Below are 14876 nucleotides of genomic sequence, written 5' to 3'. Positions count from 1 at the left end.
CGCCCGGAGGCCCATGGACGAGCTGTTGCAGGATTTCACCGCCGAGACGCGCGAGACGCTGGAAGCGATCTCGGGCGAGCTGGTCGCGTGGGAAGCCGATCCGACCGATCGCGCCCGGCTGGATGCGATCTTCCGCTTCGTGCACACGGTGAAGGGCAGCTGCGGCTTTCTCGACCTGCCGCGTCTGGGTCGGCTGGCCCATGCGGCGGAGGATGTGCTGGCGGCGGCGCGCGATGGCCTGCGCCAGCCCGATACCGCCCTGGTCAGCGCCGTTCTGGCGATCGTCGACCGGATCGGTGAGCTGAACGAGGCGATCGTGGCGGGGGCGCCGCTCGACGACAGCACCGACGACTTGCTGATCGCCGCGCTGGCGGAGGATGCCGCACCCGCCGCGCCCATATCCGGCACCGGGCCGTCGCGCACCGTGATCCGCAGCGTGCGGCTGGGCGTCGACCTGCTCGACCGGATGATGATCGGCATGTCGGACATGGTGCTGGCGCGCAACGAACTGGCCCGCCGCCTGCGCGACACCGCGCCCGACCCCCGGATCGAGGGGGCGCTCGAACGGCTGTCCGCCAGCGTCGCGGACATGCGCGACACCGTCACCCGCACCCGGATGCAGCGGGTCGAGACGCTGTTCGCCGCCGTCCCCCGCATGGTGCGCGACAGCGCGGCGACGCTGGGCAAGAATGTCGCGTTGACCATCGAGGGCGCGGATGTCGAGCTGGACCGCGAGATGATCGAACTGCTGCGCGATCCGCTGGTCCATATCATCCGCAACGCGGTCGACCATGGCATTGAATCGCCCGCCGAGCGCCGCGCCGCCGGCAAGGCGGAGGCGGGGCGGCTGGTCCTGTGCGCCCGCCAGTCGGGCAACCGGATCCTGATCGAGATCGCCGATGACGGGCGCGGCATCGACACCGACCGGGTCGCCGCCAAGGCGGTCGCCGCCGGCCTCCACACCGAATCCGAGGTCGCGCGGATGGACGAGGCGCAGCGCGCCCGGCTGATCTTCCATGCCGGCCTGTCGAGCCGCGATACGGTGACCGACCTGTCCGGGCGCGGGGTCGGCATGGACGTGGTGCGCGCCAATATCGAGCAGTTCGGCGGTCGCGTCGAACTGCGCAACCAGCGCGGGCGCGGGCTGACCCTGACGCTCCAGGTGCCGCTGACCCTGTCGATCATCCCGACCATCGTCGTCGGTGTCGGCGACCAGCGCTTCGCGGTGCCGCGCCAGGCGATCGAGGAGATCGTGTCGCTGACCGGCGGCGCGGTGCGGATCGATACGCTGGGCGGCCGCCAGGTGGCGACGGTGCGTGGCCGGCGGCTGCCGATGGTCGGCCTGGGCGCGGTGATGGGGATCGCGGACGAGGCGACCCGCGCGCTGGTGATCGTCTCCACCCGCGACGGCGATTATGCCCTGGGGATCGACGCGGTGCTCGACAGCGAGGAACTGGTGGTGAAGCCGGCCGCGCCGGCGGTGATGGCCAGCGGCATCTATGCCGGGCAGACCCTGCCCGACAGCGGATTGCCGCTGCTGCTGCTCGATTGCAGCGGCATCGCCACGGTCGCCGGCCTGCGCTTCGGCCTTGCCGCCGACGCGGTGGCGGAAGCAGGGGCGGCCGAAGCCCCCGGCATCCCGGCCCTGTGGTTCGACGATCTCGACGGCCGCCGCCGGGCGATCGCGCTGGCGGTGGTCGACCGGGTCGAATCGGTCGCGGCGGAGGCGATCCGCTGGAGCGGTGGCCGGCTGCACCTGGCGCTGGACGAGCGGGTGATCCCGCTGGTCGCGATGGGCGACGTGCCGGTCGCGGGCGAGGTCACGCTGCTGCGCCTGACCGACGGCCATGTCGAGCTGTTCTATGCCGTGGCGGAGGCGCAGGAGATCGTCCGCCTGCCTGCGGCCATGGCCCCGGCGCGCGAACGGACTGGTATCGCCGGGGTGGTGGTGATCGAGGGCGAGCAGGTCGAACTGCTCGATCCGCACGCGCTGTTCGCGGGCGAGGTGCGGGCCCCCGCCAGCCGCCCGCTCTGCCATTTGCGATGCGATGGGACGGGATGGATGGACACCTTCCTGCGGCCGGTGCTGGAGGCGGCGGGCTATCGCTGCACGACCGCACCGGGGGGCGACGAGTCGGTGGCGGTGACGCTGGCGATGGAGGAGCTTGCGGCCGATGCGGATGCCGATGTCGAGCGGCTGGTGCGGCTCAGCCGGCGTCCGCTCGGCCCGGCCGGCAGCGGCAGCGGCGACACCGCCGCGACTGTCTATCGCTATGACCGTGCGGCCCTGATCGCGGCGGTCGCCGAACGCGCCGGGAGGGCGGTGGCATGAACCGGAAGCTGTTTTTGCTGGCCTATGTCGCCGACCGCTGGGTCGCGATCGATGCCGGCGACGTCGATTCGGTGGTCGATATCGGCGGGATCGTCGCGGTGCCACGCGCGCCGGGGGCGGTACGCGGGCTGGCGGCCTTGCGCAGCCGCGTCGTGACGGTGATCGACACCCGGGTGACTTTGGGCCTGTCGCCGACCGCGACGCCCCGGCGGGCGGTGATCGCGCAGATCGACGGCCATCACTATGCCTTTCTGGTCGATGCGCTGGAGGACATCGCGCCGTTCGAGCGGCATCCGCTGTCGGCCGGGCTGGCGCTGGAGAACGGCTGGGATGCCGCCGCCGCCGGCATCGTCGAGCGCGACGGCGAGCCGCTGCTGGTGATCGACCTCAAGGTGCTGGTTCCGGCGGCGGATCGCGCCGCCGCCTGATCGAAAGGCGAGGGGGATTAAGCCGATGCTTACTCCTTGCCATCTAGAAACATTGTGCCGCGTTACGGAAGGTGAACGGATGAAGACGTGTCTGGTGGTCGATGACTCCAAGGTGATCCGCAAGGTCGCCCGCCATATCCTGGAGACGCTGGCCTTCGAGGTGCGCGAGGCCTGTGACGGCCGCGAGGCGCTGGAGGCGTGTCGCGCCGCCGTGCCCGATGTGGTGCTGCTCGACTGGAACATGCCGGTGATGAGCGGCATGGATTTCCTGCGCGCGTTGCGCGACTCCGACCTGCCGCGCCGGCCCAAGGTGGTGTTCTGCACCACGGAGAACGGCATGGCCTATATCCGCGCGGCGATCGAGGCGGGGGCAGACGAATATGTCATGAAGCCGTTCGATCGCGAGACGCTGGAAAGCAAGCTGCAGATCGTCGGGCTGGCCTGACGCGACCCTGGTCCGCTCCGGAAGTATCCTCTGGAATCGAGGTCATCCTGTCCCCGTCCCCCGCCTTTGACGACCCACCGGATTTGCCGCCGCGCGTCCTGATCGTCGACGATTCGGTCGTCGCGCGGGCGGTGCTGTCGCGGCTGATCGATGCGAGCGACCGGTTCATGGTGGCCGGCGCGGTCGGATCGGTGGCGGCGGCGCTGGATTTCCTGGGCCGGACCCGGGTCGACATCCTGCTGCTCGACGTCAACATGCCCGGCGTGGACGGGCTGACCGCCTTGCCCCAGTTGATCGCGGCCGGGCGGGGCGCGCGGATCGTCGTCGTTTCCTCCTCGGTCGGCGACGGCGCGGCGGCGACCGTGCAGGCGCTGGCGATGGGGGCGGCGGATACGCTGGTGAAGCCGGATACGGCGGCGCTGACCAGCGCCTTCGGTCGCACCCTGCTCGACCGGCTGGACCGGCTGATCGACCGGTCGCCGGCCGGCACCGGCATCGTCATGGAGCCCGCCGCGTCGCCGTCGCGAAAGTCGGTCGCGCCGCCGCCCAGCCTGCCCGCGACGGTCGCGGCGGACCGCTCGTTCGATCTGGTCGCGATCGGCGCCTCGACCGGCGGCATCCATGCGCTGGGCCAGCTGTTGGGTCGCTTGCCCGCGACCTTCCGCGCGCCGGTGCTGGTGACCCAGCATCTGCCGGCCGCCTTCATGCCTTATTTCGCGGCGCAGCTCGCGACGATTTCCGGCCGCCCCTGCGACGTGGCGGAGGACCGGATGCGGATCCGCCCCGGCCGGCTGATCGTCGCACCCGGCGATGCGCATCTCCGCTGCGTCGCCCTGGGGGAACGGGGGGGAGACCGGGGTGCGGCCGTGAAGCTGTCGACCGCGCCGGCGGTCAGCGGCTGCCTGCCCTCGGTCGATCCGATGCTGGCCTCGCTGGCGGCGATCTATGGGGAGCGGCTGCTGGCGATCGTGCTCAGCGGCATGGGCCGCGATGGCGCGGAGGGGGCGGGCCATGTCCGCGCGGCAGGAGGACGGGTGATCGTACAGGATCAGGCGAGTTCGGTCGTTTGGGGGATGCCGGGCGCGGTCGTCGCGGCCGATTGCGCCGATGCGGTGCTGACCCCGGCGGCGATCCGCACGCTGCTGGTCGGCAGCGAGGCGCGGTGATGGCGAGCGCGACCACCCCGCCCATTTCCAGCAACGCGGCGGCGGTGCTGGGCGCGCTGCTGGAGGCGCGGACCGGACAGCAACTGGCCAGCTATCGCAGCTGGCGGCTGGATACCGCGCTGATCCCGCTGCTCCGCGAACGATCGCTCGATACGCTCGACCAGCTCGTCGCGCTGCTGCTCAACGGTCGCGATCCGGGGATCGGCGACCGCATCGTCGATGCGCTGGTCAATAGCGAGAGTTCCTTCTTCCGCGATTCGGCGGTCTTCGACCAGCTGGGCGAGGTGGTCGCCGCGCATGAGGGGGCCGGCCACCGCGTCCGGCTATGGAGCGCGGGCTGTGCGACCGGGCAGGAGCCCTTGTCGCTGGCGATGCTCTTCGCCGAGCGACAGGCGGACAGCGGCGCCTCCATGCCGGAGATCGTCGCCACCGACGTGTCGGAACAGGCGCTGGCGCGCGCCCGCGCCGCGCGTTTCACCCAGTTCGAGATCCAGCGCGGCCTGCCGATCCGGCGGATGATGCGCTGGTTCGAGGGCGAGGGCGGCGACTGGCACGCGCGGCCCGAGCTGGTGCGGATGGTTCAGTTCCGCCGCCAGAACCTGGTCGCGGACCGTGCGCCGCCGGGCCGGTTCGACCTGATCCTGTGCCGCAACGTGCTGATCTATCTGTCGCCCGTCACCAAGGCGCGGGTCTTCGAGACATTGGCCCAGGCGCTTCGGCCCGGCGGCACGCTGGTGCTGGGCGCGGGCGAGACGGTGATCGGCCATAGCGACGCGTTCGAGCCGTGCCGGCGGTTCCGCGGCTTCTATCGCCGGGTCGATGGCGAGGAGAAGCTGGTCGCGGCATGATCATGCCGTCTTGCCGTCGAAACAGTTTCGGGCCAACGGTCGGTCATGACGATCATCGATACGCCCTCGCCCAATTGGGACGAGCGAACGCTCCCCGTGTCGATGATCGTGCTCCACTATACGGGGATGCAGGACGCCGACAGCGCGATCGCGCGGTTGCGCGATCCGGCGGCGAAGGTGTCGTGCCATTATCTGGTCGCCGAGGACGGCACCATCATGCGCATGGTCGACGAGGACAAGCGCGCGTGGCACGCGGGCAAGTCGCACTGGCGCAGCATCGAGGACGTGAATTCCGCCAGCATCGGCATCGAGATCGTCAATCCCGGCCATGACTGGGGCTATCGGCCGTTCCCGGACGAACAGGTCGCGGCGGTGATCCGGCTGGTGATGGCGGTGAAGGACCGGCACGGCATCACGCGCGGCAACATCGTCGGCCATTCGGATATCGCCCCCGCTCGCAAGCGCGATCCGGGCGAGCTCTTCCCCTGGCACAGCCTGGCGCGGCTGCGGCTGGCCCTGCCGCGTCCAACCAAGAACCTGCTCGACCCGAAATGGAGCGAGGCCGGCTTCTGCCTGGCGCTGGAGCGGTTCGGCTATGACGTGTCGGACCGGATGGCGGCGATCATGGCGTTCCAGCGCCGCTTCCGCCCCGAGATGATCGATGGCGAGATTGATGCGGAATGCCGCATGATCCTGCTCGCGCTGCTGCTTCCCAAACCGCAAGGCGACGACTAAGGAGGCCGCAGCCAGAGGATCGGGCGACCGCGGCCCCAAGCGATTGGGGGCGAGGAAAGTCCGGGCTCCATGAAACAGCGGTGCCGGGTAACGCCCGGCGGGGGCGACCCCAGGGACAGTGCCACAGAGAGCAGACGGCGACCGCTTCGGCGACGTCAGGGTGAAAGGGTGCGGTAAGAGCGCACCGCGCGACCGGTAACGGAAGCGGCATGGTAAACCCCACCGGGAGCAAGACCGAATAGGGACGGCGCATGGGCGTGTTTCCGCCCGTCGTCCGGGTTGGTTGCTGGAGGCGATGCGCAAGCATCGTCCTAGAGGAATGGTCGCCCATCCTGCCTTGTGCAGGGGGACAGAACCCGGCTTACAGATCCTCTGGCTATTTTCTCCCCGTCGCGGCACCAAGGTGCTTCGACAAGGGGGGGACGGGTGATGAAGAGCGGCATCGGGATCGGCACGGCGGCGCTGGCGATCGGGGCGGCGGCCGTCCCTGCTTTCGTCGTGGCGCAACAGCCGGCCCGCACCGTGCAGCAGGATTTCGAAGCCGCGACCGCGCTGTCGGAAAAGTCCGAAAGCCGCGCCGCCGCGCTCGCCGCCTGGCAGGCGCTGGAAACGCGTACCAAGGCCGGCAGCCGCAGCCATGCGATCGTCCAGGTCCGCAAGGGCAGCACCCTGTTCCGGCTGCATCGTTACGACGAAGCGATCGCGGCTCTGCGCGCGGGGCTGGCCGGCCTGCCGACAAGCGATGCCAGCCTGGCCGAGGACCGGGTGATGGCGCAACTCGAACTGGGGGCGATCGCGGCGGAGACGCTCGATTATGCCGGGGCGGCCGGGGCCTATGCCGCAGCCGAGGCGGCGGCGACCGCGCCCGGCGACAAGCTGGGCGCGCAACTGTCGTTGGTCCATGTGCAGACCTTCCTCGATCCGGCCGCCGCCCGTGCGACGATGGGGCGGATCGATGCCCTGGCGGCACAGACCAAGCTGGCCTCGGACGCGCGCGGGCTGATCGAGCAGCGCCGCGCCGAATTGCAGATGAACAGCAACGACCTGCCTGCCGCCAAGGCGAGCGCGATCCGGGCGGTCAGCGCCATGGGCGGCCTGACGGAGCGGACGTCGATCGGGGATGTCGGCGCCCGCTCGGACGCCGCGATCACGCTGTTGCTGACCGGCAATCGCGACGAGGCGCGCCGCTACATGGCGATGACCGGGGCCGGTCGCCTGCCCAAGGGCCGGTTCAACATCGCGCAGCAACTCGCCGCCCCGGATTGCGGGGGTGAAGCGGGGTTGAAGCCCGACGACATGGCCGTGGTGGAATTCAGCATTGCCGAGGATGGCTCGACCCGGTCCGTGACCCCCGTCTATTCGAGCGGCGGCGGGAAGGTCGCGCTGGCCTTCGCCCAGGCGGTGCGCGACTGGTCATGGCCGGTCGAGGATGTCGCCGCCCTTCCGGCCTTCTTCCGATATAATGCGCGGGTCGAGATGCGCTGCTCGACCGCCTTTCCCCGCCCGGCGATCAGCGACAGCTTCGACCAGGCGCTGGCCGCATGGCTGACCGACAAGGGCGCGCCCGTCACGCTGGTCACGGACGGCAGCGATGCCCTGGCATTGCCGGCGCAACGGGCGGCGCTGGCGGCCGCCGATGCCCGCGCGCCGAAGTCGCTCGCGGTGCTGGCGGCGCTGGTCACGCTCGCCAACAACCGCGTCGTTCCGCGCGAGGAGCGATCGACGCTGTACGAGCGCGGCCTCGCCATCGCGGAGGCAAATGCGGTGCCGCCGCTGCCGCGACTGGCCCTGGAACTGCCGGCCGCGGCCTATCGGTCCGCCGATGATCGCAAGGACCAGTTCCAGCGCGCCGTCACGCCCTTGTTGAGCAAGCCATTCTATGCGGATGATCCGCAGGCGCGCGCGGCGCTGCGGCTGGCGCTGGTCGACCATATCGATTCGAAGCGGGCCAGCGCGAACGGGGATCGCGAGGTCATCCTGCGTCAGATCGTCGACGACGCCGCCCTGGCCAAGGACGACGCATTGAAAGTGGGCGGGCTGGTGCGTCTGGCCTCGTTGCAGATCGAAGCCGGCAAGCCCGACGCTGCCCGCTCCGCCTTCGCCATGACCGGCCTGGATGCGCAGCAATGCGCCGTGCTCGATGCGCGGCCCCGCATGATGTCCATGCCGGGGGCGGAAGCCTTTCCGCAAGAGGCGCAGGCTTGGGGCTTCGAAGGCTGGACCCAGGTGCAATATGACATCGGCGCGGATGGCCGCACCTCCGAACCGCGCACCCTGCTCAGCTATCCGCCCTTCATCTTCTCACAGGCGGCGAGCAGCTTCATGGGCAAGGCGCGTTTCGCCAAGACCTATCGACCCGATGGCGGCCTGGGCTGCGGCGGCAATGTCCAGCGGATCATCTTCCAGATCCCGGACAAATAACCGCCCGTCCGCCGGCTCAGGAATCGATCAGCACCGTCTCCGGCCGGCCGACCCGGCCGAGATCGGTGTGGCGATCGATCTCCATCAGCGGCTTCAGCCGGCCGTCGCGAATGTCATAGACCCAGCCGTGCAGCGTCAGGTCGCGGCCCTGCGCGAAGGCGTTGGCCACCGTGTCGATGCGCGCCAGATGGAGCAGCTGGTCGCGCACGTTCATCTCGACCAGCCGGTCGAGCCGCTGGTCGGCGGGCAGATGGTCCAGTTCGTCGGCATGGGCGCGGCACACGTCGCGCGCATTCTCCAGCCAGCGGTCGACCGGGCCGCTGACCCCGCCCTCCAGCGTCGCGCGGATGCCGCCGCAGCCATGATGGCCGCAGATGACGATATTGGGCACCTCCAGCACGTCGACCGCATATTGGATCACCGACAGCAGGTTCAGATCGTCGTCATGGACCAGATTGGCGATGTTGCGGTGGATGAACATGCGACCGGGCAACGACTGGGTCTTCTGCTCCGGGCTGACGCGGCTGTCGGAACAGCCGATCCACAGGAATTGCGGCTTCTGCCCCGCCGTCTGGCGCGTGAAGAAGTCCGGATTCTCGTCGGTCAGCTCCTTCGCCCAGGCCTGGTTGGCGAGCAGGATCTGCTTGGTGACTTTCATGCGAAACGAACCTCGGCGGCGGGGGCGTTGATCAGCGGCAGCGTCCGCTCGGCGATGTCGCCGCGCACCACCACCCGGATGCCGCGATAGGCGGCGTTCTTGATGAAGGCGTTGATGATGTCGACATTGTCCAGGTCGACATAGCTGGTCGACGACAGGTCGATCAGCAGGTCGCTGTCGGGCGGCACCAGCTCCAGCTTCTTCTGCAACTCGTATTTGTGGATGAAATAGAGGTTGCGCCGCGCCCGGACCAGGCAGTCGCTGCCGTCGCAGGCGTAGGTGATCGCGGTGCGGAAATTGCGCGCGATCACGAAGACAAAGCCGACCGCCAGCCCGATCAGGATGCCGATCAGCAGGTCGGTGAACAGGATCGCGACGACGGTGACGACCAGCGGCACGAACTGGCTCCAGCCCTGCTTGTACCGCTCTAGGAACAGCTTGGGCTTGGCCAGCTTGTAACCGGTGGCGATCAGCACGGCGGCCAGCGCCGACAGCGGGATCAGGTTCAGCACCGCCGGGATCAGCGCCACCGACACCAGCAGCCAGGTGCCGTGCAGGATGGTCGACAGCTTGCTGTCCGCGCCCGCATCCACATTGGCGGAGGAGCGGACGATCACCGAGGTGACCGGCAGGCCGCCGATCAGGCCGGAGACGATGTTGCCGCCGCCCTGCGCCATCAATTCCCAATTCTTGTCGGTGGTGCGGCGCTTGGGATCGATCTCGTCCACCGCCTTGACGCTGAGCAGCGATTCCAGGCTGGCGACGATCGCCAGCGTCGCCGCCGTGGTCCACACCGCCGGGCTGGCGATGGCGGAGAAATCGGGCAGGGTGAACAGGCCGACAAAGGCGGAGGCGCTGTCGGCGATCGGCACCTGCACCAGATGCTTGGGGCCGAGCTGCCATTCGGGATGGATCAGGCCGAGCAGCAGATTGCCGAGCACGCCGATCATCACCACGACCAGCGGGCCAGGCAGGAAACGCAGCGGGCCGTGCTTGGGCTTGGCATGGTCCCACCAGAACAGGAACGCCAGGCTGATCCCGCCGATCAGCACCGCACCGGCCGTCAGCCCGCGGCTCAGGCTGTTCCACAAATCGACAAAGGTGTTGCCGCCGGCGGTGGCGAATTCGAACGACCCCTCGAAATCGCCGTCATAGCCGACCGCGTGCGGTATCTGCTTCAGGATCAGGATCAGGCCGATCGCAGCCAGCATCCCGGTGATGACCGAGGAGGGGACGAACTCCGCCAATATGCCGGCGCGGGTGAAGGAGAAGGCGAGCTGCAGCACGCCGGCCAGCACCACCGCCAGCGTGAAGACCTGGAAGCTCGGCAGCCGCTCGATCGCGGCGAGCACGATCACGGTCAGGCCCGCCGCGGGGCCCGCCACCGACAGCGACGACCTGGACAGGCCGCCGACGACGATGCCGCCGACGATGCCCGCGATCAGCCCGGAGAAGAGCGGCGCGCCCGAGGCGAGCGCCACGCCCAGGCACAGCGGCAGCGCGACCAGCGCCACCACGATGGAGGCGGGGATGTCGCTTCGCGCCGTCGCCAGCAGGGATTTGGACGGGGACACCTTGGCTCCTAGATCCACGTCCTCCGATCGCGGACCGCGTCGGACATGACGTTATGATGACGCTTATGTCATCTATAGATGCCATGGCCTTAGGTCGGACGCAACGCGGGGTTGCGGACTTTCGCGACGAAGGCGGTTGCGCGGCGACGTAGGCCGCCTATGTCATCGGGCCATGGCGCACCGCCCGACCCGATCCAATGACTGGGGCTTTCCCCGCTGGCGGAGCTACGGCTCCAGCCGCGAGGCGAAGCCGGTGCGGCTGTGCGACCGTCACGGCTGTGACAAGCCGGGTGACTGCCCCGCGCCCAAGTCGCCGAACAACCCGGATCGCTGGTATTTCTGCCAGGACCATGCCGCCGAATATAATCGCGGCTGGGACTATTTTCAGGGCCTGTCCGCCGAGGAGGCCGCCGAGCGCGAGCGCAACGAGGCGAGGGGCGCCGCAGGTTACGAACGCTCGCGTCATTATGCCTGGTCGGGGCCGGGCGACGGCACCCGCTCGCGTGACGAACGCCGCGCGCTGGAAGCGCTGGGGCTGGACGAGGACGCCGATTTCGAGGCGGTGCGCGGCGCGTGGCGGCGGCTGGCCAAGGAGAATCACCCGGACGTGCGGCCGAACGATCCCAATGCGGCGGTCCGGTTCCAGACGGTGCAGGCCGCCTATGAAGTGCTGCGCGCCGCCGAGGAACGTCGCGCGGCATGATCCGGCGGGCCAAGGCGGACTGGCAGGGCGTGGTGCTGGTCTGCGGCAAATGCTCGCGCAAGGTGGATGGCGGCTTCGGGCCGAAGGGGCGGACGCCGCTCGCCAAGCTGTTCCGGTCGATCTGGGGCAAGGGCCGCAAGGCGGAGCGCGGCGTGATCGAGACCAAATGCCTGAAACTCTGCCCCAAGCGGGCGGTGGCGGTGGTCGATTCCGCGCGACCGGGCGAATGGCTGGTGGTGCCGGCGGGCGAGCCGATCGACGCCGTCCTTCAACGATTGTCGCGCCCGGAACGCTGACCGGCGCGGGCGTCAGGCCAGCCGCGCCGCCGTCTCCCGGATCAGCGCGATCATGTTGGGGATGCCCTGGGTCCGGTTGGAACTGAGCTGGTTCTTGAGATCGAAGGGGGCGAGTTCATCGGCGATGTCGGTCTCGACGATCGCGGCGGGCACGCGGTCCTGCACGGTCTGGAGGACCAGCGCGATGATCCCCTTGGTGATCGCGGCATTGCTGTCCGCCAGGAAGTGCAGCGCGCCGTCCTCCGCCCGCGTCGGATAGACCCAGACCGAGGCGGAACAGCCCCGCACCAGGGTCGCATCGGTCTTCAGCGCATCCGGCATCGGCTCCAGCGCGCGGCCGAGATCGATCAGCAGGCGATAGCGATCGTCGGCATCGAGGAATTCATATTCGTCGCGAAGCTCGGCCAGGCTGGTCATGCTGCGCGAGGTAGCGATGGCCGGAGGCCGGGGCAACCCGCGCACCCACTTGTTCCCCGGCGAAGGCCGGGGTCCAGTTGGGGGACGGCAATGATGACGCGCGGCGCTTCGTTGCATCGGCCTTCCCAACTGGGCCCCGGCCTTCGCCGGGGAACGAGGAGGGATGGCAGAGGCCATGTATCCGCCGCCGAATCAGGCGCGCCGCCGCGCGAACCATCCTACAAGGCTTCTATGATCCCGCCCGTTCCCTTGCCCGATGCCGCCCTCGTTTTGCCGGCGGCGGCGCGGTGGCTCGACATGGCGGGGCTGGCGGTGTTCGCCGCCTCGGGCGCGCTGGCGGCGGCGGGGCGGGGGCAGACCCTGGTCACGCTTGCCTTCTTCGCGCTCATCACCGGGGTGGGCGGTGGCACGGTCCGCGACCTGCTGATCGGCGCGCCGGTCTTCTGGGTGCGCGACCCGCATGTCGCGGGGCTCTGCATCGGCCTCGCCATCGCGATCTGGGTGACGCCGGGGCGCTGGTGGTCGGGATCGGCGCTGGCCTGGCTGGATGCGGTCGGGCTGGCGGCCTATGCCGTCTATGGCGCGGCCAAGGCGCTGGGGCATGGCGTGCCGCCGGTGCCGGCGATGGTGATGGGCGTGGTCAGCGCCTGTGTCGGCGGCATCATCCGCGACGTGCTGGCGGGCGAGCCGTCGATCCTGATGCGGCCCGAACTCTATGTCACCGCCGCCGCCCTGTCCTCGACCAGCTTCGTCACGCTGCAGATGCTGGGTTTGGGGACCGGCGCGGCGGCGGCGGTGGCGGCGCTGCTGGGCTTCGGCCTGCGCGCCGCCGCGATCCGGTGGAAGCTGGCGCTGCCCGCCTATCGCGCCACGCCTCGCGTGTAGCGATAGAGCAGGGCGATCAGCGCCAGGAACAGGATCGTGCCGCCGCCGAGCGCGATCGGCTCGAACGCATCGCCGACCAGGGCGATCGGCGCATCGCTGTTGGTGGCATAGACCAGCCCGGCAAAGGCGACGCCCCACAGGCTCTCGCCGACGATCATGCCGGTCGCCGCCAGCACGCCCATCCGCTCCGCCGCTTCCGGATCGGCCTGGCGCTTGGCCCAGCGGTCATAGACCGCGCCGATCACCGCCCCCAGCACCACGGGCAGCGTCACCGACATGGGCAGATAGACGCCGAGCCCGACGCCCAGCGGCGGCAGGCGCAGCTTGCCCGCCCGGCCCAGCCCCTCGTCGAGCGCGATCACCACCGCGCCCGCGACCGCGCCCCAGCCGATCATCGCCCAGTTGAGATTGCCGCCCAGCACCCCCTTGGCCAGCGCCGAGATCAGCGCCGCCTGCGGGGCCGCCAGCGCATTGGGCCCGGCCCCCGGCGCGCCGACAAAGCCCAGCGTCGACCCCAGCAGGTTGAGCACCGGCGGCACCACGATCGAGCCGAAGACGACGCCGAACATCAGCGCCACCTGCTGCTTCCACGGCGTCGCGCCGACCAGCTGCCCGGTCTTCAGGTCCTGGAGATTGTCGTTGGAGATGGTCGCCACGCCGAATACGATGCCGGTGACGATCAGCGCATAGGCGACCAGCGCCTGCGTCGTCTCGGGCGGCTGGCCCCGGCCGAACAGCCCGACCAGCATCAGGCTGGCGGCGAGCACAGAGAGGATGCCGATCCCCGACACCGGCGAATTGGACGCGCCGATCAGGCCGGCCATGTAACCGCACACCGCCGCGATCACCAGGCCGATGACCAGCACGAACAGCAGCGCGCCGCCGATCAGCACGACCTCCGACCCCGCCAGCGGCCCGCCCGCGATCACCGACCAGAGCAGGCCGGCGATCGGCAACAACGTCGCCAGCGCGATCAGCGCGACCAGGCCGATCGGCAGGTCGCGCTCGGTCAGGTCCAGCACCGCGCCGCCGCGCTTGGCCCGGGAGGCGGCGATGGCGGACCGGATGCCGGCGATGACCGGACCGATGATGCGCAGCAGCGTCCAGATCGCCGCGATGCCGATCACGCCCGCGCCGAAGAAGCGCACGTCGTTGCGGAACACCGTGCCCGCCCATTCGGCGACGCTGGCGGCGGGCATCGGCGTGGCGGCGGTCAGGATCGGCAGCACGATCCACCAGCCGAGCACGATCCCCGCCAGCATCGCGATGCCGACCGACAGGCCGACCAGATGGCCCGCGCCGATCAGCGCGAAGGACAGGCCGCCGGCGATGCCGGTCGCGCCGGTGCCGGCGCGGAACCACAGGGCCGCTTCCGCCACCGCCAGCTTGGTCTGGGTCAGGATGGCGAAGCCGGCCGAGGTGAGGGCGGTCCAGATGATGACCCACAGGCCCTTGGCGCTTTCCGCCGCGCCCTCGCGACTGCCGGCGCCGACCTTCAGCACTTCGGCGGCGGCGCGGCCCTCGGGATAGGGAAGGGGGGTGTCGAGCACCAGCGCGCGACGCAGCGGGACCGAGAACATCACCCCCAATATGCCGCCCGTGCCGGTGATCAGCGCCGTCGTCAGATAGGGAAAGCCCTGCCACCAGCCGATCATCACCAGGCCGGGCAGCACGAAGATGATCGCCGCCAGCGTCCCCGCCGCCGAAGCGACGGTCTGGACGATGTTGTTCTCCAGGATCGTCGCGCCCGGCAGATAGCGCAGCACCGCCATCGAGATGACGGCGGCGGGGATGGAGGTGGCGAAGGTCAGCCCGACCTTCAGGCCGAGATAGACGTTGGCGGCGGTGAACAGCAGCGTGATGACGCCGCCGAGCAGGATGCCGCGGACGGTGAGTTCCGCGACCGGACGCCCGGCTGCGGGCGGGAGGGAAGTGGCCATGGCGGGCAACATGCCGCAGCGGGGGGGC

The 14876-nt window shown here is 69.9% G+C and carries 14 protein-coding genes and 1 other RNA gene; 11 read left to right on the top strand and 4 right to left on the bottom strand.

What is annotated here, in order from left to right; translation table 11 throughout:
• The first annotated feature begins 13 nt into the window (after positions 1 to 13).
• The 8 genes from QE452_RS10540 (at position 14) to QE452_RS10505 (ending at position 8375) form a co-directional block, all read left to right on the top strand.
• Positions 14 to 2332, top strand: a complete 2319-nt coding sequence (locus QE452_RS10540; RefSeq protein ID WP_309657870.1) for a chemotaxis protein CheW — start codon at positions 14 to 16, stop codon at positions 2330 to 2332.
• A complete protein-coding gene (locus QE452_RS10535) occupies positions 2329 to 2760 on the top strand; it encodes a chemotaxis protein CheW (RefSeq protein WP_309657871.1) in 432 nt (143 codons plus the stop codon). The genes QE452_RS10540 and QE452_RS10535 overlap by 4 nt, the downstream gene beginning before the upstream one ends.
• A 79-nt stretch (positions 2761 to 2839) precedes the next feature.
• Entirely contained in the window at positions 2840 to 3205 is a 366-nt protein-coding gene (locus QE452_RS10530; RefSeq protein ID WP_125995676.1) for a response regulator, read from the top strand.
• 83 nt (positions 3206 to 3288) lie between these two features.
• Positions 3289 to 4371: a chemotaxis protein CheB gene (locus tag QE452_RS10525; RefSeq protein WP_309657872.1), complete on the top strand. Its 1083-nt coding sequence runs from the start codon at positions 3289 to 3291 to the stop codon at positions 4369 to 4371.
• Positions 4371 to 5219 (top strand): protein-glutamate O-methyltransferase CheR, encoded by an 849-nt coding sequence (locus QE452_RS10520; RefSeq protein WP_309657873.1) that lies wholly within the window; start codon positions 4371 to 4373, stop codon positions 5217 to 5219. The genes QE452_RS10525 and QE452_RS10520 overlap by 1 nt, the downstream gene beginning before the upstream one ends.
• Positions 5220 to 5264: 45 nt before the next feature.
• A complete protein-coding gene (locus tag QE452_RS10515; protein WP_309657874.1) occupies positions 5265 to 5954 on the top strand; it encodes an N-acetylmuramoyl-L-alanine amidase in 690 nt (229 codons plus the stop codon).
• 11 nt (positions 5955 to 5965) lie between these two features.
• An RNA gene (gene rnpB / locus QE452_RS10510) (RNase P RNA component class A) lies at positions 5966 to 6334 on the top strand.
• A 49-nt stretch (positions 6335 to 6383) separates the two neighbouring features.
• Positions 6384 to 8375 (top strand): hypothetical protein, encoded by a 1992-nt coding sequence (locus QE452_RS10505; protein ID WP_309657875.1) that lies wholly within the window; start codon positions 6384 to 6386, stop codon positions 8373 to 8375.
• A 16-nt stretch (positions 8376 to 8391) separates the two neighbouring features.
• Here QE452_RS10505 and QE452_RS10500 read toward each other — a convergent pair whose 3' ends face one another.
• Together QE452_RS10500 and QE452_RS10495 are read right to left on the bottom strand one after the other, a co-directional pair.
• Positions 8392 to 9033, bottom strand: coding sequence for a carbonic anhydrase (locus QE452_RS10500; RefSeq protein WP_309657876.1), 642 nt, complete (start codon positions 9031 to 9033; stop codon positions 8392 to 8394).
• The gene (locus tag QE452_RS10495; protein WP_309730017.1) at positions 9030 to 10607 is read right to left on the bottom strand and encodes a SulP family inorganic anion transporter; all 1578 of its coding nucleotides are present in this window, start codon (positions 10605 to 10607) and stop codon (positions 9030 to 9032) included. Before QE452_RS10495 ends, QE452_RS10500 begins: the two co-directional genes overlap by 4 nt.
• Before the next feature lie 172 nt (positions 10608 to 10779).
• On the opposite strand from QE452_RS10495, the gene QE452_RS10490 reads away from it, so the two are divergent.
• Both QE452_RS10490 and QE452_RS10485 read left to right on the top strand, forming a co-directional pair.
• Positions 10780 to 11310 carry a J domain-containing protein gene (locus QE452_RS10490; protein WP_309657878.1) on the top strand — a complete coding sequence of 177 codons (531 nt, stop codon included), beginning with the start codon at positions 10780 to 10782 and terminating at the stop codon, positions 11308 to 11310.
• Positions 11307 to 11606: a (2Fe-2S) ferredoxin domain-containing protein gene (locus QE452_RS10485; protein ID WP_309730014.1), complete on the top strand. Its 300-nt coding sequence runs from the start codon at positions 11307 to 11309 to the stop codon at positions 11604 to 11606. The genes QE452_RS10490 and QE452_RS10485 overlap by 4 nt, the downstream gene beginning before the upstream one ends.
• A 12-nt stretch (positions 11607 to 11618) precedes the next feature.
• Here QE452_RS10485 and QE452_RS10480 read toward each other — a convergent pair whose 3' ends face one another.
• Positions 11619 to 12023 (bottom strand): SufE family protein, encoded by a 405-nt coding sequence (locus QE452_RS10480; protein WP_309658133.1) that lies wholly within the window; start codon positions 12021 to 12023, stop codon positions 11619 to 11621.
• Between the two features lie 231 nt (positions 12024 to 12254).
• Between QE452_RS10480 and QE452_RS10475 the strand changes: the two genes are divergently transcribed.
• Positions 12255 to 12908, top strand: coding sequence for a TRIC cation channel family protein (locus QE452_RS10475; protein WP_309657880.1), 654 nt, complete (start codon positions 12255 to 12257; stop codon positions 12906 to 12908).
• On the opposite strand, the gene QE452_RS10470 is transcribed toward QE452_RS10475, so the two are convergent.
• Entirely contained in the window at positions 12884 to 14848 is a 1965-nt protein-coding gene (locus QE452_RS10470) for an OPT family oligopeptide transporter (RefSeq protein ID WP_309657881.1), read from the bottom strand. The genes QE452_RS10475 and QE452_RS10470 overlap by 25 nt on opposite strands.
• Between the last annotated feature and the right edge of the window lie 28 nt (positions 14849 to 14876).

This window comes from Sphingomonas sp. SORGH_AS_0438, from assembly GCF_031453475.1.
In the GTDB taxonomy this organism is placed as follows: Bacteria; Pseudomonadota; Alphaproteobacteria; order Sphingomonadales; family Sphingomonadaceae; genus Sphingomonas.
This window is presented reverse-complemented; position numbering and strand designations above follow the sequence as displayed.

Excerpts from the sequence above, each read along its gene's own strand:
- QE452_RS10540 (WP_309657870.1), top strand. The coding sequence starts at position 14 with ATGGACGAGCTGTTGCAGGATTTCACCGCCGAGACGCGCGAGACGCTG.
- QE452_RS10535 (WP_309657871.1), top strand. The coding sequence starts at position 2,329 with ATGAACCGGAAGCTGTTTTTGCTGGCCTATGTCGCCGACCGCTGGGTC.
- QE452_RS10530 (WP_125995676.1), top strand. The coding sequence starts at position 2,840 with ATGAAGACGTGTCTGGTGGTCGATGACTCCAAGGTGATCCGCAAGGTC.
- QE452_RS10520 (WP_309657873.1), top strand. The coding sequence starts at position 4,371 with ATGGCGAGCGCGACCACCCCGCCCATTTCCAGCAACGCGGCGGCGGTG.
- QE452_RS10515 (WP_309657874.1), top strand. The coding sequence starts at position 5,265 with ATGACGATCATCGATACGCCCTCGCCCAATTGGGACGAGCGAACGCTC.
- QE452_RS10505 (WP_309657875.1), top strand. The coding sequence starts at position 6,384 with ATGAAGAGCGGCATCGGGATCGGCACGGCGGCGCTGGCGATCGGGGCG.
- QE452_RS10500 (WP_309657876.1), bottom strand. The coding sequence starts at position 9,033 with ATGAAAGTCACCAAGCAGATCCTGCTCGCCAACCAGGCCTGGGCGAAG.
- QE452_RS10490 (WP_309657878.1), top strand. The coding sequence starts at position 10,780 with ATGGCGCACCGCCCGACCCGATCCAATGACTGGGGCTTTCCCCGCTGG.
- QE452_RS10485 (WP_309730014.1), top strand. The coding sequence starts at position 11,307 with ATGATCCGGCGGGCCAAGGCGGACTGGCAGGGCGTGGTGCTGGTCTGC.
- QE452_RS10480 (WP_309658133.1), bottom strand. The coding sequence starts at position 12,023 with ATGACCAGCCTGGCCGAGCTTCGCGACGAATATGAATTCCTCGATGCC.
- QE452_RS10475 (WP_309657880.1), top strand. The coding sequence starts at position 12,255 with ATGATCCCGCCCGTTCCCTTGCCCGATGCCGCCCTCGTTTTGCCGGCG.
- QE452_RS10470 (WP_309657881.1), bottom strand. The coding sequence starts at position 14,848 with ATGGCCACTTCCCTCCCGCCCGCAGCCGGGCGTCCGGTCGCGGAACTC.